The 25,278-nt window shown below is 70.6% G+C and carries 13 protein-coding genes and 1 pseudogene; 11 read left to right on the top strand and 3 right to left on the bottom strand.

Annotated features, from left to right (window positions below; all coding sequences use genetic code 11):
- Positions 1-121: 121 nt before the first annotated feature.
- Positions 122-1,579: an aldehyde dehydrogenase family protein gene (locus WBG99_RS08985; protein WP_338895827.1), complete on the top strand. Its 1,458-nt coding sequence runs from the start codon at positions 122-124 to the stop codon at positions 1,577-1,579.
- Between the two features lie 142 nt (positions 1,580-1,721).
- On the opposite strand, the gene WBG99_RS08980 is transcribed toward WBG99_RS08985, so the two are convergent.
- A complete protein-coding gene (locus tag WBG99_RS08980; RefSeq protein ID WP_338895826.1) occupies positions 1,722-4,574 on the bottom strand; it encodes a glycoside hydrolase family 3 C-terminal domain-containing protein in 2,853 nt (950 codons plus the stop codon).
- A 376-nt stretch (positions 4,575-4,950) separates the two neighbouring features.
- Between WBG99_RS08980 and WBG99_RS08975 the strand changes: the two are divergent.
- The 7 genes and pseudogenes from WBG99_RS08975 to WBG99_RS08945 all read left to right on the top strand — a co-directional run bounded on the left by WBG99_RS08975 (position 4,951) and on the right by WBG99_RS08945 (position 16,164).
- Positions 4,951-6,635: pseudogene (locus WBG99_RS08975) on the top strand (extracellular solute-binding protein).
- 26 nt (positions 6,636-6,661) lie between these two features.
- Positions 6,662-7,711 (top strand): ABC transporter permease subunit, encoded by a 1,050-nt coding sequence (locus WBG99_RS08970; RefSeq protein ID WP_338895825.1) that lies wholly within the window; start codon positions 6,662-6,664, stop codon positions 7,709-7,711.
- Positions 7,708-8,661 (top strand): carbohydrate ABC transporter permease, encoded by a 954-nt coding sequence (locus WBG99_RS08965; protein WP_338895824.1) that lies wholly within the window; start codon positions 7,708-7,710, stop codon positions 8,659-8,661. The genes WBG99_RS08970 and WBG99_RS08965 overlap by 4 nt, the downstream gene beginning before the upstream one ends.
- Before the next feature lie 232 nt (positions 8,662-8,893).
- Positions 8,894-11,125 carry a 1,4-beta-glucanase gene (locus WBG99_RS08960; RefSeq protein ID WP_338895823.1) on the top strand — a complete coding sequence of 744 codons (2,232 nt, stop codon included), beginning with the start codon at positions 8,894-8,896 and terminating at the stop codon, positions 11,123-11,125.
- The gene (locus WBG99_RS08955; protein WP_338895822.1) at positions 11,125-13,131 is read left to right on the top strand and encodes a beta-galactosidase; all 2,007 of its coding nucleotides are present in this window, start codon (positions 11,125-11,127) and stop codon (positions 13,129-13,131) included. The genes WBG99_RS08960 and WBG99_RS08955 overlap by 1 nt, the downstream gene beginning before the upstream one ends.
- Positions 13,128-15,368 (top strand): glycoside hydrolase N-terminal domain-containing protein, encoded by a 2,241-nt coding sequence (locus WBG99_RS08950; RefSeq protein ID WP_338895821.1) that lies wholly within the window; start codon positions 13,128-13,130, stop codon positions 15,366-15,368. Before WBG99_RS08955 ends, WBG99_RS08950 begins: the two co-directional genes overlap by 4 nt.
- A 49-nt stretch (positions 15,369-15,417) precedes the next feature.
- A complete protein-coding gene (locus tag WBG99_RS08945) occupies positions 15,418-16,164 on the top strand; it encodes a hypothetical protein (RefSeq protein WP_338895820.1) in 747 nt (248 codons plus the stop codon).
- Positions 16,165-16,628: 464 nt separating this feature from the next.
- Here the strand turns inward: WBG99_RS08945 and WBG99_RS08940 are convergent, their stop codons facing one another.
- Together WBG99_RS08940 and WBG99_RS08935 are read right to left on the bottom strand one after the other, a co-directional pair.
- Positions 16,629-18,680: a glycoside hydrolase family 31 protein gene (locus tag WBG99_RS08940; RefSeq protein ID WP_338895819.1), complete on the bottom strand. Its 2,052-nt coding sequence runs from the start codon at positions 18,678-18,680 to the stop codon at positions 16,629-16,631.
- A gap of 182 nt (positions 18,681-18,862) precedes the next feature.
- Positions 18,863-19,876 carry a LacI family DNA-binding transcriptional regulator gene (locus WBG99_RS08935; RefSeq protein WP_338895818.1) on the bottom strand — a complete coding sequence of 338 codons (1,014 nt, stop codon included), beginning with the start codon at positions 19,874-19,876 and terminating at the stop codon, positions 18,863-18,865.
- Positions 19,877-20,281: 405 nt separating this feature from the next.
- Here WBG99_RS08935 and WBG99_RS08930 point away from each other — a divergent pair, with 405 nt between their 5' ends.
- From WBG99_RS08930 to WBG99_RS08920, 3 genes are all read left to right on the top strand, one after another.
- Positions 20,282-22,222, top strand: coding sequence for an acyl-CoA dehydrogenase family protein (locus tag WBG99_RS08930; protein WP_338895817.1), 1,941 nt, complete (start codon positions 20,282-20,284; stop codon positions 22,220-22,222).
- Positions 22,223-22,487: 265 nt separating this feature from the next.
- The gene (gene dxr / locus WBG99_RS08925) at positions 22,488-23,762 is read left to right on the top strand and encodes a 1-deoxy-D-xylulose-5-phosphate reductoisomerase (protein ID WP_338895816.1); all 1,275 of its coding nucleotides are present in this window, start codon (positions 22,488-22,490) and stop codon (positions 23,760-23,762) included.
- A complete protein-coding gene (locus WBG99_RS08920) occupies positions 23,759-25,063 on the top strand; it encodes a site-2 protease family protein (RefSeq protein ID WP_338895815.1) in 1,305 nt (434 codons plus the stop codon). The genes dxr and WBG99_RS08920 overlap by 4 nt, the downstream gene beginning before the upstream one ends.
- The last annotated feature ends 215 nt before the right edge of the window (positions 25,064-25,278 follow it).

The following is a 25,278-nucleotide window of genomic DNA, read 5'->3' as shown; positions in this document are numbered from 1 at the left end:
ATGCCAATCCGGCACACCCCCCGGCCCTACTCATACGCACCGGACAAACGACCCCCCGCCGCCCCGGCCCTACCGTGGAGCCGGAAGCTGATGTGTACCCACCGAAGGGCCGGGATCGACTATGACCGCCACCCACGCCTTCTGGCTCGCCGGCCGCCAGGCCACCGGTGAGACCGCGCTCGATGTGACGTCGCCCTGGGACGGCCGCCTGGTCGGCAGGGTGAGCGTGCCGACGGACGAGCAGGTCGAAGAGGCCGTGGCCGCCGCGTACGCCGTACGGGGCGAGTTCGCGGCCACGCCGGCGCACGTACGGGCCGCCGCCCTGGACCACGTCAGCGGGCGTCTCGTCGAGCGGACCGAGGAGATCGCGCAGCTGATCTCCGCCGAGAACGGCAAGCCGGTCAAGTGGGCGCGCGGCGAGGTCGGCCGCGCGGTCTCCGTGTTCCGGTTCGCGGCCGAGGAGGCCCGGCGGTTCAACGGCGGTGAGGCGCAGCGGCTCGACACCGACCTCGGCGGGGAGGGCCGGCTGGCGTTCACGCGCCGCTTCCCCAAGGGCGTCGTCCTCGGTATCGCGCCCTTCAACTTCCCGCTCAACCTCTGCGCCCACAAGATCGCCCCGGCGATCGCGGCCGGTGCGCCGATCATCCTGAAGCCCGCTCCGGCCACCCCGCTCTCCGGCCTGGTCATCGGGGAACTGCTCGCGGAAGCCCGGACCGTGGCAGACCTCCCGGCCGGGGCCTGGAGCATCCTCCCCGTCGCCAACGACCGCATGCCCGCCCTCGTCCAGGACGGGCGGCTGCCGGTCATCTCCTTCACCGGGTCCGAGAAGGTCGGCTACGCGATCATGGACTCGGTGCCGCGCAAGCACTGCACGCTGGAGCTGGGCGGCAACGGCGCGGCGGTCGTGCTCGCCGACTACGCGAGCGACGAGGACCTCGACCGGGCGGCGAACCGCATCGCGACCTTCTCGAACTACCAGGGCGGCCAGTCCTGCATCTCCGTGCAGCGGGTGATCGCGGACGCGTCCGTGTACGACCGGCTGCTGCCGCGCATCGTCGCCGCGGTCGAGGCCCAGGTGACCGGCGACCCGTCCGACGGCGCCACCGACGTCGGTCCGCTGGTCAGTGAGGACGCGGCGCGGCGCGTCGAGGCATGGGTCCGGGAAGCGGTCGACGCCGGCGCGACGCTCCTCGCCGGGGGCAAGCGGGACGGCGCCTCGTACGCGCCGACGGTTCTGGCCGACGTGCCCGGCGACGTCACCCTCTCCTGCGAGGAGGTCTTCGGGCCCGTCCTCACCGTGCGGAAGGTGGAAGGGGAGGCCGAGGCCTTCGCCGCCGTCAACGACTCCAAGTACGGCCTCCAGGCGGGCGTGTTCACGCACGACCTGCGGACCGCGTTCCGCGCCCACCGCGCGCTGGAGGTGGGCGGCGTGGTCGTCGGTGACGTGCCGTCCTACCGTGCCGACCAGATGCCCTACGGCGGGGTGAAGCAGTCCGGCGTCGGGCGGGAGGGCGTGCGGTTCGCCATGGACGACTACACCTACGAGCGGGTGATGGTGCTGACGGGGATCCAGCTCTGAACAGCCCTGAACAGGTCCCGCACACCTCTAGATCCTGACAATCGTTTTCATGTAGTCTGGGTCAGATCCCGGGATGAAGGGGCCCGGCACCGATGCCTTCCGGTGCCGGGCCCCTTCTGTGCGCCGGCCTGCTTCCGGACCCTCAGCCGGAGAAGCCGACGTGCGCCAGCCGCAACGGGCCGCGCAGCTTGAGGTGGACGTCGTGCACACCGGCGGCCGAGACCCCGGCGCGCAGGGTCGTGTACGTGTACGGGTCCCCGGTGGGTGTGTCGAGGGTCAGCGTCGCCAGCACCGGGCCGCCGATGAGGGAGAACTCGACGCTCCCCTCGCCCGCCACCTCCGCCGTCATCTCGGTGGCCCCCGCGCCGAAGTCGCAGTCCTGGAAGACGAGTTCGCCCGAGCCGTCGGACGCCTCGCCCGCCGGGCGCACCGCGTCGCCCGACACCTTCGCGCGGTCGACGATCTCCGTGCCGCGCTGCTCGTCGAAGTCCGCCGCGTCCAGGCCGTGGGCGAGGACCGGGCGCGGGGCGACCGGCTCGCCCTCGACGGTGACGGTCGTACGGAGGCGGATGTCCTCGCTCGACGCGCCGACGAGCAGTTCGTACGAGCCCGGCTCCAGGTGCCAGGTGCCGTGCGCCACGTCCCAGAACTCCAGGACGGACAGCGGGAGCCGGAAGGCCAGCTCCGTCGAGGCGCCGGGGTCGAGGGTGACGCGGCGGTGGCCCGCCAGTTCACGGCGCGGGCGCGGGACCGAGGGGGCCTCGGCGCGGACGTAGAGCTGGGCGACCTCGTCGGCGGTCACCGGGCCCGTGTTGGTGACCGTGCAGGAGACCGTCAGCTCGCCGTCACCCACGTGGGCGACGAGGTTTCCGTAGGTGAACTCCGTGTACGACAGGCCGTGGCCGAACGGGAACAGCGGGGCGCCCTCGAAGTAGAGGTACGTCTGGCGGGTGCCGATGACGTCGTAGTCGAGGAGGCCGGGCAGGTCCGCGTCGGAGGCGTACCAGGTCTGCGGCAGGCGGCCGGCGGGGGAGACATCGCCGGCTAGGACACGGGCCAGGGCGGTGCCCGCGGCCTGGCCGCCGTGGGCGGTCCACAGCACGGCGGGCAGGTCGGAGGGGTCGACCGCGTACGGGTAGGCCGAGACCAGGACCAGTGTGGTGTTCGGGTTGGAGGTGCGGGCCGCGCGCAGCAGGCGCTCCTGGTGGGCGGGGAGAGAGAGGGTCCGGCGGTCCTCGGTCTCGCGGCCGTTGATGTGCGGGTCGTTGCCCGCGACCACGAGGACCACGTCGGCCTCGGCGGCCACGCGCGTGACGGATTCCTCACCCCGTTCGACCACAATCAGGTCGAAAATTTCCGGATCGGCGTCGGCAACCTTCACTCCGTCGGCGGCGACAGTGACGTACCGGCCTGTCCCTGTGTGCTTGAGGAGGTGACCGTTCGCGTGGGCTTCGAGACGGAACGTCTCCTGGACGACCCAGCCGCCCGGCTGGTCGGCCGAGGCACGCAGCCGGCCGTCGTCGGCGACCGAGAGATAGCGGCCGTCCGGCGCGCGGAGGGTGAGCACGCCGTCACCCCAGTCGATGAGGGCCAGTTCGGTGCCCTCCGCGTCCGTGGTGAGCGGCGGCAGGTCGGTGCGGCCGGCCAGGAGCGCCGGGTCGAGGGCGCCCTCCGCGCCGCGCACCTCGTCGCCGGCGTCGGCCGCCTCGGGCACGGACACGTACGCGCCCGTGGACAGTGCCCGCAGGCGTACGCGGTCCACGCCCTCCGCGAAGGTCACGCGCTCGGCGCCGAAGCGGTCGTACAGCCCTTCGAGCGGGGTCGAGCGGTGGATGAGGGTGCCGCTGTACCAGTCGAGCTTGCACTCGTCGGCGAGCAGTCCGACGACCGCGATACGGGCGTCCGCGGCGAACGGCAGCAGGCCGCCCTCGTTCTTCAGCAGGACGATCGCCTGCTCGGCGGCCTCCTGGGCGAGGGCGCGGTGGCCCGGGGTGTCGAAGTCCTCGGTGTCGGCGTACGGGTCCCGCTCCGGATCGAACTCGCCGAGGCGGAAGCGGACCGACAACTGGCGGCGGACCGCCTCGTCGATGTCGTCCGCGGTCAGCAGTCCCCGGTCCAGGGCACCCTGGATTCGTCCGATCATCGTCGAACTCTCCGTGCCGTGGTCGGTGAAGCTGTCGACGCCCGCCCGCAGCGAGGCGGCGGTCGCCTCCTCGTGGGTGTCGTAGTAGTGCTCGGAGTCGACCAGGTTCGACGGCGCGCCCGCGTCCGAGCAGACCAGCAGATGCTCGTCCGTCCAGGTGCGCAGGTGCTCGGACAGGTAGGGCGAGACGTGGTTGGGGCGGCCGTTGACCAGGTTGTACGCGGGCATGACCCCGGCCACCGCGCCCGCCTCGACCGTCTGTCGGAAGGCGCGCAGATCGTACTCGCGCAGTACGCGGGGGCGGACCGAGGAGGACGTGACGGAGCGGTCGGTCTCGTTGTTGTGCGCCAGCCAGTGCTTGAGGACGGGGGCCGTGCGCCAGTACGTGGGGTGGTCGCCGCGCAGGCCGCGGGTGTACGCGGTCGCGATAGCGGAGGTCAGCCTGGGGTCCTCGGAGTAGCCCTCCTCGTTGCGGCCCCACAGGGGGTGGCGCAGCAGGTTGACCGTCGGGGCCCAGACGTTGAGGCCGACGCGTTCGTCGCGGGCGCGCATGGCGCGGGTCTCGGTGGAGACGGCCTCGCCGACGCGGCGCACAAGGTCCTCGTTCCAGGTCGCGCCGAGGCCGACGGCCTGCGGGAACACCGTCGCCGGGCCCATCCAGGCCACGCCGTGCAGAGCCTCCTGACCGGTGCGGAAGGCAGCCACCCCGAGGCGCTCGACGGCGGGTGCGAACTGGTGCAGGAAGGCGATCTTCTCGTCCAGGGTGAGCCGCTGGAGCAGATCGTCGATGCGCTTCGCGAGCGGCAGCTGCGGATCGCGGAAAGGCGGCGTGGGCGGCGTCGGTGCGGTCACGTGAGGATCCCTTTGCGGTGGAGCGACGAGGCGCTTTCGAAGCGCTTCGATGCTGATTCGACCGTGGGGTGGGTGTCAAGAGACCAAGGCGCAACAGATCCGTTTCCTCACTGTCATATCGGCCTCCCTATCAGGGGTCGGACGTGCTCGTTCCGGTCCTCCACGCCTCGGAGGAATCTTCGAATCGACCCTTGTGCACCCCCGGTCGTTCACTTAACCTCGCAGCAACATCGAAGCGCTTCGACTGCGGAGGGAACGCTTCGCGTGCTCACATCCCTCCGATGTTCCTCGCTTCAGCACAGCCAGTCCCACTCAAGACACCGCAGCCGACGGCCACCGCCGGGTGTCCTGGTGTGCGCCATGAAGGGTTGACGCAATGACGCCGAACTCCGCCTCCTCCTCCGCGCCCAGCCGGAGAAGTTTCCTCGCCTCCACGGCGGTCGCCGCCGCCGTAGTGGCGGGGGTGTGCCCCTGCTGTCCGCGTGCGGCGGGTCGCAGGAAGGCCGCAAGGACGGCACGACGTCGGGGAAGGACGCGCAGGGGATCCTTCCGACGTTCGTCGCTTCGACGGTCGTGGCCCCCGACATCCCGGCGAAGAACGGCTCGGCGGCCGGTTTCACCAAGGCGATAGCCACCGCCGACCTGAAGACCTCCGTGTCGAAGAAGCTCGGCAGCGGCGGCAAGCTGAAGATCATGTCTCCGTTCTGGGGAACCCCGCCGAAGGGCGACAACCCGTACTACACGGCGATGAACGAGGCCATCGGCGTCGAGGTCACCTGGCAGAACCAGGACGGCGTCACCTACGACCAGAAACTCGGGGCGATCCTGGCCTCCAGCGACATCCCCGACGTCGTGGTCGTGCCCGGCTGGAACCTGAACGGCAGGATCCCCAGCGCGGTCAACGCCAAGTTCGCCGACCTCGGCCCGTACCTGTCCGGTGACGAGGTCAAGGAGTACCCGAACCTCGCGGCCGTTCCCACCGAGGCCTGGCAGCGCGGCATCTTCGGCGGCAAGCTGCGCGCGATCCCGATGCCCGGCTCCTACGTCACCGACATCGCGCCCCTGTACCGCAGGGACCTCTTCAAGAAGAAGGGTTACAGCGTCCCCAAGAGCCCGGACGAGTTCCTGTCCTGGGCCAAGGAGGCCACCGACGCCCGGTCGAAGCTCTGGGCCTGCGACGACATGAAGTGGACGGCTTTCAACGTCTTCGGCGTCCTGCAGGGCAGCGACAAGGCGCTGTGGTGGAACATGGACGGCGGCAAGCTGATCAACCGCATCGAGACCGACGAGTACCTCGAAGCCCTGGAGTGGGTCCGCAAGCTCTACGCGGCCAAGGTGGTCCATCCGGACGCGGTCAACGGCAAGGCTGGCGGCACCTCGGGCAACCGCTTCACCGCCGGAGAGGTGCTGGTCTACAACAACAACATCGCCGACTGGTGGGGCAAGACGGCCGAGCAGGGCACCAGGGACTCGGACTTCGACATGGCCGCGTTCGACATCTTCGGTCCCGACGGCGGCGACCCGACACTGTGGGCGGGCCAGCCGGCCAACATCTTCACCTTCATCAGCAACAAGGCGTCCGAGCAGCAGATCAAGGACTTCCTCGCCGTCTGCAACTTCTGCGCGGCCCCGTACGGCACCAAGGAGTTCATGCTCACCGCCTACGGTGTCGAGGGCACCGACTACGAGATCAAGGACGGCCTGCCCTCCAAGACCCAGCAGGGCATCAACGAGGTCAACGGCGCCTTCGACTACACCGGAAACCCCGCCCCGTACATCGCCTACCCCGACCTCCCCGACGTCACCCGGGCCATGGTCGAGTGGCAGCAGCGGATGGGCGCCTTCACCAAGAAGTCCTCCTTCTTCGGGCTGACCGTCACCGAGCCCAACCGCTGGGCCAACCTCGCAGACGACTTCGAGCAGCTGGAGGACGACGTCGTGCGCGGCCGCAAGAAGATCAGCGACGTGCAGCAGGCGGTGTCGGACTGGAAGAGCAGGGGCGGCGACGACCTGCGCGACTGGTACAAGAAGCTGCTCGACGACAGCGGTTCGGCGAACTGACCCGGGGCTGAGGCAAGGAGAAGGCCGTGTCCCACAGCACGGTGCCTCGGAGCGAGACCGAGGCGAAGACCCGCGCGAAGACCCGCGCGAAGACCCCGGAGGGGTCCGGCACCGCCGGGCCCCCGCCCCAGGGCGAGAAGCCTTCGGGGAAGCTGGGTTTCCGGCTCAGATTCAAGCGTGACCGCACGCTGCTCCTGATGACGTTGCCGGCCGTGCTGCTGGTACTGGTCTTCAACTACATACCGATCCTCGGCAACGTGGTCGCCTTCCAGGACTACGACCCGTACCTCAGCGAGAACGGCTTCGTCGCCGTCTTCGAGAGCCCCTGGATCGGTTTGGAGCAGTTCGAGCGGATCTTCGCGGACTCGGCCTTCTGGCACGCGGTGCAGAACACCTTCGTGTTCTTCTTCCTCCAGCTGGTGCTGTACTTCCCGATCCCGATCCTGCTCGCGCTGCTCATCAACAGCGTGGTCAGGCCACGGGTCCGGGCGATCGCCCAGGCGGTCATGTACCTGCCGCACTTCTTCTCCTGGGTCCTCGTCGTCACGGTCTTCATGCAGATCTTCGGCGGCGCGGGCATCATCGCGCAGACCCTCCGCCAGCACGGCTACGAGGGCTTCGACCTGATGACCAACCCGGAGGTCTTCAAGTACCTGGTCACGTTCGAGACCATCTGGAAGGACGCCGGCTGGGGCATCATCGTCTTCCTCGCCGCGCTGTCGTCCGTCTCCGACGACCTGTACGAGGCTGCCGCCATGGACGGCGCCGGCCGCTGGCGGCGCATCTGGCACATCACCCTGCCCGCCCTTCGCCCGGTGATCGCCCTGCTGCTGGTGCTGCGCGTCGGCGACGCCCTCACCGTCGGATTCGAGCAGTTCCTGCTCCAGAGACAGGCGGTGGGGCCGGGCGCCTCCGACGTCCTCGACACCTATGTGTGGTGGAACGGCATCCGCAACCAGGACTTCAGCTACGCCGCCGCCGCCGGCCTCATCAAGGGCGTGGTGGGCCTGGCACTGGTGCTGACCGCGAACAAGGTCGCCCATCTCATGGGTGAGCAGGGGGTGTACAAGAAATGACCGCCGTCCTCGACCAGCGGGCCGATGACAAGCCGCGCCTCAAGAAGCCCAGCCCGTGGGCGGCACCGGCCCGCCCGGTCTGGGAGGAGAAACCGTCCAGGGTCGGGATCGCGGGCAAGGGACTGGTGCTGGGCATCGCCTGCTTCGCGATCCTCTTCCCCCTGTGGATCGTGATCGTCACCAGTCTCCAGTCGAAGAAGACCATCGACGAGGCGGGCGGCCTGGTGGTGATCCCCAAGGGCATCACCTTCATCGCCTACCAGGAACTCCTCGGCGGCGGCCAGGTGCAGCGCGCCGCCCTGGTCAGCGTCGGCGTCACCGTCGTGGGCACGCTGTTCAGCATGGCCGTGTCGATCCTGTGCGCCTACGGCCTCTCGCGCAGCGGCTCACTCGGCCACCGCTGGATCCTGATGACCCTGCTCGCGACGATGTTCTTCGGCGCCGGCCTCATCCCGACCTACCTGCTGGTACAGGCCCTCGGCCTGACGGACACCTATCTGGCGCTCGTCCTCCCCAGCGCGGTGAGCATCTTCAACATCCTGGTCCTGCGCGCGTTCTTCATGAACATCTCCCAGGAACTGATGGACAGCGCCCGCATCGACGGGGCGGGCGAGTGGCGCATCCTGTGGAAGATCGTGATGCCGCTCTCCCGGGCGGTCATCGCGGTGATCGCCCTCTTCTACGCCGTCGGCTACTGGAGCGCCTGGTTCAACGCGTCGATCTACCTGACCGACCAGGAGATGATGCCGTTGCAGAACGTGATGATCCAGCTGGTCCAGATGCAGGAACGCCCGGTCGGGCTGCAGACCCAGATCAACACCGGACAGCTCTCCCCGCTCGCCATCCAGATGGCCGTCATGGTGATGGCCCTCGTCCCCGTCGCCGTCCTCTCCCCCTTCGTCCAGAAACACTTCAAGAAGGGCATGCTCACCGGCGCGGTCAAGGGCTGACGCCCGCACCCGCACCACCTCCGACCCCCGCCGCGTCCGGCCGTGCCTGTCACCCGGCCGGGCACGGCGGGCTCCCAAGGGCCCCTTTGGCACAGGGGCGCGACTTCAAGGGCGCGGGGAACCGCGCGACCAGCCCCCCCCACACACACACCCACAGTCGCCGATGATCCGCGTCGACCGAATTCCCCGGCACCCAAACAAACGCACCCCCTCCCGCAAAACGAGGTATGTCATGCGCACGCCCCAGCCGAGCCGCCGCACCGTACTCACCGGAACCGCGGTCGCCGCCGCCCTCACCGCCCTCCCCACGCTGGGGGCCCCGGCCCACGCCGCAGAAGCCCGGGCGGCCGGGGCGGAGCCCGCCGCCGGCGGCTACCGCTGGCGCACCGCCGTGATCGGCGGCACCGGTTTCGTCACCGGCGTTCTCTTCCACCCCTCGGTCCGCGGCCTCGCCTACGCCCGCACCGACATCGGCGGCGCCTACCGCTGGGACGACCGCAAGGCCCGCTGGACCCCGCTGACCGACCACCTCGGCTGGGACGACTGGAACCTCCTCGGCGTGGAGGCCATCGCCGTCGATCCCGCCCACCCGAAGCGGCTCTACCTCGCCCTCGGCACCTACGCCCAGTCCTGGGCCGGCAACGGCGCGATCCTCCGCTCCGAGGACCGCGGCGCCACCTGGAGCCGCACCGACCTCACCGTGAAGCTCGGCGCCAACGAGGACGGCCGGGGCACGGGCGAGCGCCTCCTCGTCGACCCGCGCGACAGCGACACCCTGTGGCTGGGCACCCGACACGACGGCCTGCTCAAGTCGACCGACCGGGGCGCCACCTGGGCGCCGGCGACCGGCTTCCCGGCGAGTCCCAGCAGCTCCGGCCAGGGCGTCACCCTCCTCGTCGCCGCCGGCCGCGCCGTCTACGCCGGCTGGGGCGACGGCGACGGCACCTCCGCCAACCTCTACCGCACCACCGACGGCACCACCTGGAAAGCCGTCCCCGGGCAGCCCACCGGCACCTCCGCCAAGGTCCCGATCCGCGCCGCGTACGACAAGCACACCCGCGAGCTGTACGTGACGTACGCCAACGCGCCCGGCCCCAACGGCCAGTCCGACGGCAGCGTGCACAAGCTCCGCACCACCAGCGGCAAGTGGACCGACGTCACCCCCGTGAAGCCGGGCGGCACCACGGCCGACGGCAGCGCCGACAGCTTCGGCTACGGCGGGGTGGACGTGGACGCCTGCCGCCCTGGCACCGTCGTCGTCTCCACCAACAACCGCTGGGCCGACATCGACACCGTGTACCGCTCCACGAACGGCGGCCGTACCTGGACGTCCCTCAAGGACTCCGCCGTCTTCGACGTGTCCGAGACGCCCTACCTCAAGTGGGGTGCCGACGAGCCGAAGTTCGGCTGGTGGATCCAGGCGCTGGCGCTCGACCCGTACGACTCGAAGCACATCGTGTACGGCACCGGTGCGACTCTCTACGGCACCCGCGACCTCAGGCGCTGGGCCCCGCAGATCCGCGGCCTGGAGGAGACGTCCGTGCGCCAGCTGGTCTCGCCGCCGGTCGGAGAGGCGCACCTGATCAGCGGGTCCGGGGACATCGGCACGATGTACCACGAGCGGCTCACGGCGTCCCCCTCGCGCGGCATGGCGACGAACCCCGTGTTCGGATCGGCGACGGGCCTCGCGCAGGCCGCGGAGAAGCCGTCGTACGTGGTCCGCACCGGCTGGGGCGACAACGGCAACGGCGCCTACTCGAACGACGGGGGCCGGACCTGGGCGCCCTTCAAGACCCAGCCCGCCATCGCCAAGGACGCGCCGGGGCCGATCGCCACCAACGCCGACGGCAGTGTGCTGCTGTGGTCCTTCGTGCACTGGGACGGCACGAAGTACGCGGCCCACCGCTCCACCGACAACGGCGCGACCTGGACCGAGGTCTCCTCCTTCCCGAAGGGCGCCACGCCGGTCGCCGACCCGGCCGACCCGACGGTCTTCTACGCGTACGACACCGACGCGGGAACACTGTTCGCCAGCACCGACAGCGGCCGTTCGTTCACGGCGCGTGCGACCGGACTACCCAAGGGAGACAGTCAGTTCAAGCTGGTCGCGGCCCCGGGACGCAAGGGCGACCTGTGGCTGAGCGTGAAGTGGAACGGGCTGTACCGCTCCACCGACGGCGGTGCCGCCTTCTCGAAGGTCGACAGCTGCTGGGCCTCGTACACCCTCGGCTTCGGCAAGGCCGCGGACGGCGCCGACTACCCGGCCGTCTACCAGGTCGGCTCGACCGAGGCCATCACCGCCGTCTACCGCTCGGACGACGGCGCGAAGACCTGGATCCGTATCAACGACGACGCCCACCAGTGGGGCTGGATCGGCGAGGTCATCATCGGCGACCCGCGCGTCCACGGCCGCGTGTACCTCGCGACGAACGGGCGGGGCGTCCAGTACGGGGAGCCGGTCTGATGCCGGAGGCGACCCGCCCGGCCCCGCAGGACGCCACCCGCCCCGGCCTGAACGACGCCACGCGAGGCCGGGTCCTGTTCGGCGGTGACTACAACCCCGAGCAGTGGCCCGAGGAGGTGTGGCACGAGGACGTACGCCTCATGAAGGAGGCCGGCGTCAACTCCGTCACCCTCGGCGTCTTCTCCTGGGCGAAACTCGAACCCCGGCCGGGTGCACGGGAGTTCGGCTGGCTGGACAAGCTGATGGACCTCATGCACGACCACGGCATCGGCGTCGTCCTCGCCACCCCCACCTCCTCCCCGCCGCCGTGGATGGGTCGCCTCCACCCCGAGACCCTGCCGCGCGACGAGCACGGGCAGATCGAGTGGTGGGGCTCCCGCCAGCACTTCTCGCACTCCAGCGACACCTACCGCCGTTACGCCGCCGCCATCACCGAGGACCTCGCCGCCCGCTACGGCGGCCACCCGGCCCTCACGATGTGGCACATCAACAACGAGTACTGCACCTACGACTGGGGCGACGAGGCGGCGGTCACCTTCCGTGACTGGCTCCGGCGGAGATACGGCACGCTGGAGGCGCTCAACGAGGCCTGGGGCACGGCCTTCTGGAGCCAGCGCTACGACGGCTGGCACGAGATCCTGCCACCCCGTCGCGCCCACTACATGAAGAACCCCACGCACGTGCTGGACTTCAGACGCTTCACGAGCGACATGCTCCTGGAGTGCTACGTCATCGAGCGCGACATCGTCCGCCGGCACACCCCGCACCTCCCGGTCACCACCAACTTCATGCCGATGTGGGTGGGCCAGGACGCCTGGCGGTGGGCCGAGGAGGAGGACGTCGTCTCGGTCGACATCTACCCCGACCCGCGCGACCCGCTCGGTGCCCAGAACGGGGCGCTGATCCAGGACATGACGCGCTCCCAGGCGGGCGGCGGCCCCTGGATGCTCATGGAGCAGGCCGCCGGCCCCGTCAACTGGCGCGGCGTCAACCACCCCAAGCCCCGCGGCCTCAACCGTCTGTGGTCCCTCCAGGCGGTCGCCCGGGGCGCGGACGCCGTCTGCTACTTCCAGTGGCGACAGTCCCGGCAGGGCGCGGAGAAGTTCCACTCCGGCATGGTCAGCCACGCGGGCGAGCAGGGGCGCACGTACCAGGAGGTCAAGCGGCTCGGCGCCGAACTGGCCGCTGTCGGCGATGAGGTGACGGGACATCACGTCCACGCCGACGTCGCCGTGCTGTTCGACTGGAACTCCTGGTGGGCCGGAGCCCAGGACGGCCGGCTCTCGTCCGAGGTCGACCTGCCCCAGGTCGTGCGCTCCTGGCACCGCGCCCTCTGGGAGGCACACCTCACCACCGCCTTCGCCCACCCCGAGCACGACCTCTCCGCCTACAGGCTCGTCGTCGTACCGCAGCTCTATCTGCTCACCGACACGGCCGTCGAGAACCTCCTCGCGTACGTACGCGGCGGCGGCACCCTCGTCAGCGGCTTCCTGACCGGGGTCGCCGACGGGGACGACCGGGTACGCCCGGGAGGTATGGACGCCCGGCTCCGCGCACTCTTCGGCATCCGCACCCTGCACGAGTGGTGGCCGCTGGACGCAGGGGAGGACGTCGAGTGCGACGGCTTCCGGGGGACGCTGTGGTCCGAGGAGATCGAGGCGGGCGACCCGGACCAGACCGTCCCCTACAAGGGCGGCGAACTCGACGGCCTCCCGGCGGTGTTGCGGAAGGGACGCGCCTGGTACGTCTCCACCCTGCCCGAACCCGCCGAGCTGCGGGCCCTCTTGACGCGGGTCGCGACGGACGCCGGGGTGCGCCCGGTGCTCGACGGGCTGCCCGACGGCATCGAGGCGGTCCGTCGCGGCGAGGCGCTCTTCGTGCTCAACCACGGCCGCGACGAGGTCACCGTCGGGATACCGGGCATCCACCGGGACCTGCTGACGGGGGCGACGGTCACCGGCTCGCTGACGCTCGGCCGGTACGGCGTGGCGGTGCTGACCTCATGACCAGGTCCACGACCCCGGACGCGGCCTCGACGGCGACCACCGCGCCGACCCGGCACGGCACGTGGGAGCCGGCGCCCGCCGCCCGCTGGGAGGACGCCTTCCTCAGCGGCAACGGCCGGCACGGCGCCATGGTGTTCGGCGACCCCGACGACGACAGCGTCATCGTCACCCACCACACCCTGGTACGCCCCAACGGCGGCGAGAGCGAGAGGCCGCCGCGCCTCGCCGGCCGACTCGCCTCGCTCCAGGACCGGATGCTCGCCGGTGACCTGACCGCCGCCGAAGGGTTCACGGACGGACGCGGGCTGCGGTGGGTGCAGCCGTTCCATCCCGCGTTCCGGACACGGCTGAGGCAGGCGCACGGGGACAGGCGCGGCTACCGGCGCTCGGTCGACTTCACCACCGGTGTCGTCGAGGCCGTGTGCGACGGCTGGCGCAGCCGTGTCTTCGTCTCACGCGCGGACGACGTGATCGTCCAGTGCGTCACAGGGCACCCGCTCACCCTGGACATCGACCTCGACCCCCGGCTGCCGGGCGCACCCACGGACCTGGGGATCGGTCATGGCGCGGTCCTCACCCCCGAGGGCGCGGCACTGAGTCTCAGGGTCCGCTACCCGGGCAGCGACCGCGCGTACACCGGCACCACGCTGGTCGTCGTCACCGGCGGCCGTACGACCCTCACCCCGCCCGGCGTACAGGTGGAACGGGCCCGGTCGGTGCTGCTGCTCACCCGGGTACGCCGGCACAGCGGTGAACTGGACGCGATGGCCGAACGGCGGGGCCTGCGGGGCCTGTTGCAGGAGCAGGACACCTTCGGCCACCTCCTGGAACGCCACCTCGACCGCCACCGGACCGCGTACGGCCGGGCCTCGCTCACTCTGGAAGCCGACGACACCGAGCGCTCCCTGCCCGGCTCCGAGCTGGTCCGCCGCCACCGGAGCCCCGCCCTCCTCGAACGCCTCTTCGCCGCCGGCCGCTACCACCTCCTCTCCTCCAGCGGCCTGCTCCCGCCGCGCCTGGTAGGCCTCTGGACCGGCGACTGGAACACCGCGTGGTCGGGCGCGTTCACCACCGACGCGAACCTCAACCTCCAGACGGCGTCCGCGGCGGCGGGCGCGTTGCCGGAGGTGACCGAGGCGCACGCGAACCTGGTCCACGGGCAGCTCGACGACTGGCGGGAGAACGCGCGGGCGATCTTCGGCGCGCGGGGTGTGGTGGCGCCCCCGCACACCGACGGGGAGTCCGGGTACACGTACCACTACAGCCGGGAGTACCCCCTCCACCTCTGGACGGCGGCAGCCGACTGGCTGCTGAAGCCGCTGGTGGACCACGACGAGACACGCGGCGAGCGTGATCCGCGCACGGGAGCCGCGCTCGCCGAGGCGGCCCGCTTCTACGAGGACTTCCTCACCCGGACCGACGCCGACGGGCAGGTCGTCGTCGTGCCCTCCTACTCACCGGAGAACCGGCCGGCGAACGCGAGCTGGGGTGCGATCAACGCGGCGATGGACCTCTCCGCCGCTCGGCACGCGCTGCTGACCGCCGCCGAGTACCACCCGGGCTCCGCCGAGGCGGACCGCTGGCGGGCGCTGGCCGAGCGGATCCCGCCGCACCGGGTGAACGAGGACGGGGCGCTGGCGGAGTGGGCGTGGCCGGGGCTGGCCGAGACCTACGACCACCGCCACCTCAGTCACCTCTACGGGGTGTGGCCGCTCGACGAGATCACCCCGTACGACACCCCGGACCTCGCGGCGGCGGCGCACCGCGCGCTGGAGCTCCGGGGCGCGGAGAACGACTCGGCACACGGCTACCTGCACCACGCGCTCGTCGCGGCCCGGCTGCGGGACGGCGAACGGGTCGCGCACGCACTCGGGCAGGTCCTGGCCGGCGACTTCTTCCACGCCTCCCTGATGACCTCGCACTACCCCCGCCTCGACGTCTACAACGCGGACGCCGCGCACACGCTGCCCGGCGTGCTGATCGAGGCCCTCGTCCAGTCGACCCCGGACCGGCTCGTCCTCCTGCCCGCGCTGCCGGACGCGTACCCCAAGGGCTCCCTCCGGGGCGTACGCACCCGCTTCGGGGCGGAGGCCGACCTCACCTGGGGGCCCCACGGCGCGACGGTCGCCCTGCGCCCCACCCGGACCTGTCGCGTGGAACTACGGACTTCCTCCGGCGCCGAACCGCTCGACCTCGTCGCCGGAGAAGACCGCGTCCTCACCCTGGGGCCGCGGTAGCTCCCCCACCCCGCAACTCCCCCCACCCATGGAAGGAACACGACACCCCATGGCAACACGCACCCGCTCCCGCACTCGCACCCTCGGCCGGATCGGCAAGGTCCTGCTGGCCCCCGCGCTCGCGCTCGGCGCCACCATCGGCCTCGCCTCCGCCCCCGCCTCGGCCGCCGTCTGGAACTCCTGCGCCCAGTGGGGCAACACGAACCTGAACGGCTACACCCTCTACAACAACATCTGGGGCTCCGGCGCCGGCAGCCAGTGCATCTGGGCCAACTCCGGCACCAACTGGGGGGTCTGGGCCAACCACCCCAACACCGGTGGCATCAAGTCGTACCCCAACTCCAAGAAGGTGATCAACAAGACGATCAGCTCGCTCGGTTCGCTCAACAGCAGCTACAACGTCACGGTCCCGTCCTCCGGCGCGTACAACACCTCGTACGACGTCTGGGACACGGACCACGACTACGAGATCATGCTCTGGGTCAACTACAACGGCGCCGTCGGCGCGCTCGGCAGCTACCAGGGCAACGCCACGCTCGGTGGCCACAACTGGAACGTCTACAAGGGCCGCGCGTACCGGTCCGACGGCACGTACTGGGACGTCATCTCGTTCCTGCGCACCTCGGACTCGACCTCCGGCACCGTCCAGATCCTCCCGGTCCTGAAGTGGATCAAGGACACCAAGGGCTGGATGGGCAACGAGACCATCGGTGACGTGCAGTTCGGCTTCGAGGTCACCTCCTCGTCCGGCGGTCTGGACTTCAGGACCAACAACCTGACCGTCAGCAGCAGTTGACGGTCATCGGCGATTGAGCCGCAGGCCGGGTCGTCGGCTGGTGCCGCGACGGGCGACGTTCGCCCCGTCGCGGCACCAGGTCATGGGGACCTCGGCCTCCGGTGCCGCCTCCGGTGGCACCGGAGGCCCTCGGCGCGTCCAGATGCGCGCCGGTGGCGCGTATCGTCGTCCGCGTCCGGTGGACGGGTCTGCGGACGGCCGGGCCCCGGCGTCCCGGCCGTCCCCCGCGCGTTCCGCGGGGCTCTCCCGTACGGCTGTTCATCCCCGTCATCTCCACTCACCCAGAGGTCGTGCACACCCCTGAAGACCATGGGATGGCCGTGGCGCCACAGCGTAGACCCGTCTCCGTCTCTCTCCGTCGCCCCGGGGCGACGCGGGTGGAACCCCCGCACGGCTCACCCGTGGGAATCGGCGGACAGCTCGCCCGGTACGCCGAGTCGGGCACCACCGGCGTGTACGTCCCCCTACTCGGCGATCGGCAGCGACACCCCGTCCCGCAGGAACACCGGAATGCGCTCCAGCGGGGCGTCCACGGTCACCGACCGGCCCCCCTCGTACGTCTCCCCGGTCCACGCGTCCGTCCACCGCGCCCCCGCCGGCAGATACGTCGTCCAGGTGGTCGCCCCCGCCTCCAGCACCGGGGCGACCAGCACGTCCCGCCCGAACAGATACGCGTCGTCGACCGACCAGGCGGCCGCGTCGTCCGGGAACTCCAGGAACAGCGGTCGCATCACCGGCAGCCCCTCCTCGTGGGCCTCACGCATGACCTGGAGCACGTACGGCTTCAGCCGCTCCCGCAGTCGCAGATACCGCTCCAGGACCACCCCGGCCTCCTCCCCGTACGACCAGACCTCGTTGGGCCCACCGGTCATGTCCGGCCCCAGCGGCATGCCGGGCTCGCGGAAGCCGTGCAACCGCATCAGCGGGGAGAACGCGCCGAACTGGAACCAGCGGACCATCACCTCGCGGTACGCCGGGTCGTCCGGGTTCCCGCCGTGGAAGCCGCCGATGTCGGTGTTCCACCAGGGGATGCCGGACAGCGCCGTGTTGAGGCCCGCCGCGATCTGCCGGCGCAGGGTCGGGAAGTCGGTGCCGATGTCACCGGACCACAGCGCGGCGCCGTAGCGCTGACTGCCCGCCCACGCCGACCGGTTGAGGGAGACGATCTCGTCCTCGCCGGTCGCCTTCAGACCCTCGTAGAAGGTGCGGGCGCTCTCTGCCGGGTAGATGTTGCCGACCTCCAGGCCGGGGCCCGCCCAGTAGCGCAGGTTCTCCTGGAAGCCCGGCTTGAGCTCCGGCTCGCAGGCGTCCAGCCAGAACGCCTTGATGCCGTACCGCTCCAGGTAGTTCTCCTTCACCCGCGACCACACGAACTCCCGCGCTTCCGGATTCGTCGCGTCGTAGAAGGCCACCTGGACCGTCGACGCGACCTGCTTGTCCGGCCAGTCGGCGTGCGCCATCGGGCCGTACTGCGTGCCGATGAAGTAGCCGCGCTGCTCCATGAGGTGGTGGTTCTCGCTGAGCGGCGAGACCGACGGCCACACCGACACCACCAGCTTGATGCCCAGCTCGTCCAGCTCACGGACCATGGCCGCCGGGTCGGGCCACTCGCTCAGGTCGAACTTCCACTCGCCGAGGTGCGTCCAGTGGAAGAAGTCGCACACGATGACGTCGATGGGCAGGCCGCGCCGCTTGTACTCCCGTGCCACGGCGAGGAGTTCGTCCTGCGTGCGGTAGCGCAGCTTGCACTGCCAGAACCCGGCCGCCCACTCGGGCAGCATCGGCGTACGGCCCGTCGCCGCGCTGTAGCGGCGCTGCGCGTCGGCCGGGTCGCCCGCGGTGATCCAGTAGTCGATCTGCCGGGCCGAGTCCGCGACCCACCGGGTGCCGTTGCCGGCCAGCTCGACGCGGCCGATCGCCGGGTTGTTCCACAGCAGGGTGTAGCCGCGGCTGGAGGTGAGCACCGGGATGCCGACCTCGGCGTTGCGCTGGACCAGGTCGAGGACCAGGCCCTTCTGGTCGAGCCGCCCGTGCTGGTGCTGCCCGAGGCCGTACAGCTTCTCGTCGTCGTACGCGGCGAAGCGCTGCTCAAGGCGGTGGTAACCGTTGCCGACGGCGGTGTAGAGGCGCGAGCCCGGCCACCAGAAGTGGGCGCGGGCCTCGGAGAGCAGCTCACTGCCGTCGGCGGTGCGCGTGTAGCGGATCAGGCCCTCGGCGTTCACCTCGACGGTGAGCGCGCCGACGGTCAGCCACCCCAGCCCGTCCTCGATCTTGACGCTGCTCTCGGTGCTCTCCGCCTCGTCGAGCAGGGCACCGGGCAGCCCGTCGAGGACCGGGCCGCCCAGGCGGGCGCGGACCCGGACGGCGTCCGGGCCCCAGGGCTCGATCCGCAGGGTCTCCTGGCGTCCGCTCCACTCCAGGGCACCGTCCCGCTCACGGAACGTACCGACGGTGGGGGAGGACTGGGCGAGGCTGACCGCGCCCGACGGGGTCTGGTTCTCGGCAGGCTGATTCACGAGACGGCTCCTGGAAGGGAGGAGTGGCGGCACACCGGACTCGGCTCGGTGGGCCGGGCGGTGGGGGAGGAGGTTCCTACGGCGATCCCGTACGGCGACTTCCGTACCGGGAAAGGGCGGTGACTGTCGGTTTCGGTGTCGGTGGTGGCGGCGCGGACCGCCGACCGGCTCGGTCGGTGGGCTCAGCCCGTGGCGGACAGCGGGCCCGTGCTCGCGCGGACCGTCAGTTCGGGGGCGAGGAGGACCACTTCGTCGGTGTCCCGCCCCTCCAGCTTGGCGACCAGCTGCTCCACGGCCCGCCGTCCCATCTCCTGGGCGGGGATGGCGACGGAGGTCAGCCGCACGGAGGCCTGCACGGCGACCTGGTCCGGGCAGACCCCGATCACCGAGACGTCCTCGGGCACCGCCCGGCCCTGCTGGCGCAGCAGCGCGAGCAGCGGCTCCACCGCGGACTCGTTCTGCACGACGAACCCCGTGGTGCCCGGCCGTTCGTCGAAGATCCGGGCGAGGGTCGCGGCCATCGCGTCGTAGCCGCCCTCGCACGGGCGGTGCAGCACGCGCAGGCCCAGCTCCCGGGCCCGGGACCGCAGTCCGTCGAGGGTGCGTTCGGCGAAACCGGTGTGCCGTTCGTACACCGCGGGCGCCTCGCCGATGACAGCGATCTCGCGGTGGCCGAGCACCGCCAGATGCTCCACACACAGCGCGCCCGTCGCACCGAAGTCGAGGTCGACGCAGGTCAGACCGCTGGTGTCGGCGGGCAGTCCGATGAGCACCGACGGCTGGTCGGTGCCGCGCAGCAGCGGCAGCCGCTCGTCGGCGAGCTCGACGTCCATCAGGATCATCGCGTCGGCGAGCCCGCTGCCCGTGACGCGGCGCACCGCGTCGGGGCCCTCCTCGCCGGTGAGGAGCAGCACGTCGTAGCCGTACGTGCGGGCCGTGGTGGCCACGGCTATGGCGATCTCCATCATCACCGGGACGTACATGTCGGTGCGCAGCGGGACCATCAGGGCGACGATGTTCGACCTGCTGCTCGCCAGGGCGCGGGCCCCCGCGTTCGGGTGGTAGCCGAGCTCCTGGATGCTCCGCTCGACCCGCTGCCGGGTGCCGACGGAGATGGACCGCTTGCCGCTGAGGACATAGCTCACCGTGCTCGCCGAGACTCCGGCGTGCTGGGCGACCTCGGCGAGGGTGACCATCCAGCTCTCCAAGCGTGTTTAAGCGCTTCGACAGCGCACTTCTTCGGGACAAGAGGCAGTGAGGGTGGCTCGACAGTAGCTCGGCGGGGGGTGGGTGTCCATAGGTTGTCGAAGCGCTTCGATGACGGGGTGGGCGCCGAGGCGAGGTGGGGGTGGGGGTGTGGGGCGGGAGCGCACGGTTGGGGCTTGTCGCGCGGCCCTCGCGCTCCTCCGGGTGCTCCCCGTGATCCCAGCTTAGAACTGGATGGCGACTTCGGGCGGGTCCGGTCGCGATCGGGTTCGCGAAACGGCTGAACGCGCGCACGAGGGGTGGCGGGCTCACCCGGGATCGGGTACCAACGATCAGGTAGCACCCATAGGTAACCATCCAGGGACAAGATCCCGATTCGCGGCGAGGTGAGCCTCATGTCCGCACCACCCCTCAAGAAGCCCGTCGTCACCGAACGTGAGGCCCGCCAGGTGGCGGAGGCCGCCCGGGAGCAGGACTGGCGCAAGCCCAGTTTCGCCAAGGAACTGTTCCTGGGCCGGTTCCGCCTCGACCTCATCCACCCCCACCCGCTCCCCACCGGCGAGGCCGTCCGGCGCGGCGAGAAGTTCCTCGCCGAGCTGCGCGACTTCTGCGAGACGAAGGTGGACGGGGCCCTGATCGAGCGCGAGGGCCGCATCCCCGACGAGGTGATCAACGGCCTCAAGGAGCTCGGCGCCCTCGGCATGAAGATCGACCCCAGGTACGGCGGTCTCGGCCTCACCCAGGTGTACTACAACAAGGCGCTGGCCCTGGCGGGCTCGGCCAGCCCGGCAATCGGCGTGCTGCTGTCCGCACACCAGTCGATCGGCGTACCGCAGCCGCTGAAACTGTTCGGCACCCCCGAACAGAAGGAGAAGTTCCTGCCGCGCTGCGCCCGCACCGACATCAGCGCCTTCCTCCTCACCGAGCCCGACGTCGGCTCCGACCCGGCCAGGCTCGCCACGAGCGCGGTGGCAGAGGGCGACGACTACGTCCTCGACGGGGTGAAGCTGTGGACCACCAACGGCGTGGTCGCCGACCTTCTCGTCGTGATGGCCCGGGTGCCGAAAAGCGAGGGCCACAGGGGCGGCATCACCGCCTTCGTCGTGGAGGCCGACTCGCCCGGTGTCACCGTCGAGAACCGCAACGCCTTCATGGGGCTGCGCGGTATCGAGAACGGCGTCACCCGCTTCCACCAGGTCCGGGTCCCCGCCGCGAACCGCATCGGCCCCGAGGGCGCGGGCCTGAAGATCGCCCTCACGACCCTCAACACGGGCCGGCTCTCGCTCCCCGCGTCCTGCGTGGCCGCCGGCAAGTGGTGCCTGAAGATCGCCCGCGAGTGGTCGGTGGCCCGTGAGCAGTGGGGAAAGCCGGTCGCCCACCACGAGGCGGTCGGGCAGAAGATCTCCTTCATCGCCGCCACCACCTTCGCCCTGGAAGCGGTGCTCGATCTCTCCTCGCAGATGGCCGACGAGGACCGCAACGACATCCGCATCGAGGGTGCCCTGGCCAAGCTCTTCGCCTCCGAGATGGGCTGGCGCATCGCCGACGAACTGGTCCAGATCCGCGGCGGCCGGGGCTTCGAGACGGCGGATTCGCTGCGGGCGCGCGGCGAGCGGGCCGTCCCCGCCGAGCAGATCCTGCGCGACCTGCGCATCAACCGGATCTTCGAGGGCTCCACGGAGATCATGCATCTGCTGATCGCCCGTGAGGCCGTCGACGCCCACCTCTCCGTGGCCGGCGACCTCATCGATCCGGAGAAGTCCCTTTCCGACAAGGCCAGGGCCGGCGCGAACGCGGGCGTCTTCTACGCCAGGTGGCTGCCCAAGCTGGTCGCGGGCGCCGGACAGCTCCCGCGCGCGTACGGCGACTTCCACCCCGAAGGACATCCGGATCTCTCCGCGCACCTGCGCTACGTCGAGCGCAACGCCCGCAAGCTGGCCCGCTCCACCTTCTACGCCATGTCCCGCTGGCAGGGCCGTATGGAGAGCAAGCAGGGCTTCCTCGGCCGGATCGTCGACATCGGCGCCGAACTCTTCGCCATGAGCGCGGCCGTCGTGCGCGCCGAACTCCTGCGCACCACCGGCGACCACGGCCGCGAGGCCTACCAGCTCGCCGACGTCTTCTGCCGTCAGTCCCGCCTCCGCGTCGAGGAACTCTTCGGCCGCCTCTGGGACAACACCGACGACCTCGACCGCAAGGTGGTCAAGGGGGTGCTCGGGGGCGTCTACGAGTGGCTGGAGCAGGGCGTGATCGACCCGTCCGGCGAGGGCCCCTGGATCGCGGACGCGACACCCGGCCCCAGCGAGAAGGAGAACGTCCACCGCCGCGTCCGGTGACGTCACAGCTCCCCGCGCCCCATGCTTTCAGGGGCGCGGGGCTGTGCCGATCTGCGGCTCCGCCGCCTGGGCGCGATCAGCCACAGCCGACAGCCGACCGCCGGCCTGCGGTCCTGGAACTTGGTCGCGCTGATGTCCGTTCACCCCGGTCTTCACGTGTGCTTCACAAGTGGAGAAATGCCCTCGTCAACCGCACACGGCACGAAGTGGGTCAACAGAGGGGCGCGCGGTCCTGGCGGACACCGGAAGCGGCCACAATGGGGGGATGAGCGACAGTCCAGCCCCTCTCGCCGATCCGCATCTCGTCTTCGACCCGGTCGACGGTGTACGGGACGTGGTGATCCTCGGATCGACCGGATCGATCGGCACCCAGGCCATCGACCTCGTCCTGCGTAACCCGGACCGTTTCCGCATCACCGGGCTCTCCGCCGCCGGAGGGAGGGTGGAGCTGCTGGCCGAGCAGGCGCACCGCCTGCGCGTACGGACCGTCGCGGTCGCCCGTAAGGACGTCGTACCGGCCCTGCGTGAGGCCCTGACCACCGCGTACGGGGCCGGGGAGGCCCTGCCCGAGATCCTCGCCGGCCCGGGCGCCGCCACGGACCTCGCCGCATCCGACTGCCACACGGTGCTCAACGGCATCACCGGTTCCATCGGCCTCGCCCCGACCCTCGCCGCCCTGGAGGCGGGCCGCACCCTCGCACTCGCCAACAAGGAGTCGCTCATCGTCGGCGGCCCGCTGGTGAAGGCGGTGGCCAAGCCGGGCCAGATCATCCCGGTCGACTCCGAGCACGCCGCCCTCTTCCAGGCACTCGCCTGCGGCACCCGGGCCGATGTGCGCAAACTGGTCGTCACCGCCTCCGGGGGCCCCTTCCGCGGCCGGACGAAGGCGGAACTGGCGGACGTCACGCCCGCCGACGCCCTCGCGCACCCCACCTGGGCCATGGGCCCGGTGATCACCGTCAACTCCGCGACCCTGGTCAACAAGGGCCTGGAAGTCATCGAGGCGCACCTCCTCTACGACATTCCCTTCGCTCGTATTGAGGTCGTCGTGCACCCCCAGTCGTATGTCCACTCGATGGTTGAGTTCACGGACGGATCGACGATGGCCCAGGCGACGCCCCCCGACATGCGCGGGCCCATCGCCATCGGCCTCGGCTGGCCGCAGCGCGTCCCGGACGCCGCGCCCGCCTTCGACTGGACCAAGGCGTCCGGCTGGGAGTTCTTCCCCCTCGACGGCGACGCGTTCCCGTCGGTCGGACTCGCCCGGCATGTGGGGGAGCTCGCGGGCACAGCCCCGGCGGTGTTCAATGCCGCCAACGAGGAGTGCGTCGGCGCGTTCCTGTACGGCGGACTCCGGTTCAACGCGATCATGGAGACCGTCACGCGGGTCGTCGAGGAGCACGGCACCCCCACAGCGGGAACCTCCCTGACCGTGGCGGACGTCCTCGAAGCGGAGACCTGGGCCCGCGCCCGGGCCCGTGAACTGACCACTTCGACCGACCAACCCACCGAGCGGACGACCGCGGAGGCCCGTGCATGACGACCCTGATGTTCATCCTCGGCATAGTCGTCTTCGTGATCGGCCTGGCGTTCTCGATCGCCTGGCACGAGCTGGGCCACTTCTCGACCGCCAGGCTCTTCGGCGTCCGCGTGCCCCAGTTCATGGTGGGCTTCGGCCCGACCCTCTGGTCGCGGAAGAAGGGCGAGACCGAGTACGGCGTCAAGGCGATCCCTCTCGGTGGCTTCATCCGCATGATCGGCATGATCCCGCCCGGCCCGGACGGCCGGATCGAGGCCCGCTCGACCTCCCCGTGGCGCGGGATGGTCGAGGACGCCCGCGCGGCCTCCTTCGAGGAGCTTCAGCCCGGAGACGAGACCCGCCTCTTCTACATGCGCAAGCCGTGGAAGCGCGTGATCGTGATGTTCGCGGGTCCGTTCATGAACCTGATCCTCGCCGTCGTGATCTTCGTCGGCGTGATGATGAGCTTCGGCGTCCAGACCCAGACGACCACGGTCAGCAAGGTCTCCGACTGCGTCATCTCCGCCAGCGAGAACCGCTCGAAGTGCAAGGACAGCGACCAGGAGGCCCCCGCCAAGGCCGCCGGACTGGAGCCCGGCGACAAGATCGTCGCGTTCGACGGCGCCCCCATCGTGGACTGGTCCTCCCTGCAGGCGGACATCCGCGACAACCCCGGCAAGCAGGTCACCCTCACCGTGGAGCGCCAGGGCCAGCAGGTCGAGCTGACCCCCACGCTCATCAAGAACCAGGTCAGCCGGACCGACGGCGACGGCGGCTACGTCGAGGGCGAGTACGTGTACGCCGGCTGGCTCGGCTTCACGCCCGCCTCCGACATCCTCCCGCTCTCCTTCGGCCAGTCCGTGGACCGCATGGGCGACATGATCGAGAACGGCTTCGAGGCCCTGATCAGCCTGCCCGCCAAGATCCCCGCCCTGTGGGACGCCGCCTTCGGCGACGGCGAGCGCGAACCCGACTCGCCCATGGGCGTGGTCGGCGCGGCCCGCGTCGGCGGCGAGATCTTCACCCTGGACATCCCCGCCACCCAGCAGTTCGCCAGCTTCCTCATCCTGCTGGCCGGCTTCAACCTGTCCCTCTTCCTGTTCAACATGCTCCCGCTCCTCCCACTCGACGGCGGACACATCGCGGGCGCCCTGTGGGAGTCGGTGCGCCGGAACACGGCCAAGGTGCTGCGCCGCCCCGACCCCGGCCCGTTCGACGTGGCGAAGCTGATGCCCGTCGCGTACGTGGTGGCCGGGATCTTCGTCTGCTTCACGCTCCTGGTGCTGATCGCGGACGTGGTGAACCCGGTGCGCATCTCCTAGTGCCGCGGCACCGGTGCCGGGCGGACGTTGCCTGTCGCGGCACAGGCCATACGGGGTTCACGGCGGCCGGGCACGCTCGCGGGAGCGGGGGCCCGGCCGCCGTCGTACGCACACACGTGCACGCGTGCGGCCGAACTCCCCGGTGAGCCTCCCGGGCGGGTGGGTTCTACGGACGGTGATGTGCTCAGGCCTACGCCTGTGCCGTAATCTCGAAG

This window comes from Streptomyces sp. TG1A-60, from assembly GCF_037201975.1.
Taxonomy (GTDB): domain Bacteria; phylum Actinomycetota; class Actinomycetes; order Streptomycetales; family Streptomycetaceae; genus Streptomyces.
The sequence above is the reverse complement of the archived record's forward strand: the minus strand, read 5'-3'. Positions and strand labels throughout refer to the sequence as shown.

Excerpts from the sequence above, each read along its gene's own strand:
- WBG99_RS08985 (WP_338895827.1), top strand. The coding sequence starts at position 122 with ATGACCGCCACCCACGCCTTCTGGCTCGCCGGCCGCCAGGCCACCGGT.
- WBG99_RS08965 (WP_338895824.1), top strand. The coding sequence starts at position 7,708 with ATGACCGCCGTCCTCGACCAGCGGGCCGATGACAAGCCGCGCCTCAAG.
- WBG99_RS08960 (WP_338895823.1), top strand. The coding sequence starts at position 8,894 with ATGCGCACGCCCCAGCCGAGCCGCCGCACCGTACTCACCGGAACCGCG.
- WBG99_RS08955 (WP_338895822.1), top strand. The coding sequence starts at position 11,125 with ATGCCGGAGGCGACCCGCCCGGCCCCGCAGGACGCCACCCGCCCCGGC.
- WBG99_RS08950 (WP_338895821.1), top strand. The coding sequence starts at position 13,128 with ATGACCAGGTCCACGACCCCGGACGCGGCCTCGACGGCGACCACCGCG.
- WBG99_RS08945 (WP_338895820.1), top strand. The coding sequence starts at position 15,418 with ATGGCAACACGCACCCGCTCCCGCACTCGCACCCTCGGCCGGATCGGC.
- WBG99_RS08935 (WP_338895818.1), bottom strand. The coding sequence starts at position 19,876 with ATGGTCACCCTCGCCGAGGTCGCCCAGCACGCCGGAGTCTCGGCGAGC.
- WBG99_RS08930 (WP_338895817.1), top strand. The coding sequence starts at position 20,282 with ATGTCCGCACCACCCCTCAAGAAGCCCGTCGTCACCGAACGTGAGGCC.
- dxr (WP_338895816.1), top strand. The coding sequence starts at position 22,488 with ATGAGCGACAGTCCAGCCCCTCTCGCCGATCCGCATCTCGTCTTCGAC.
- WBG99_RS08920 (WP_338895815.1), top strand. The coding sequence starts at position 23,759 with ATGACGACCCTGATGTTCATCCTCGGCATAGTCGTCTTCGTGATCGGC.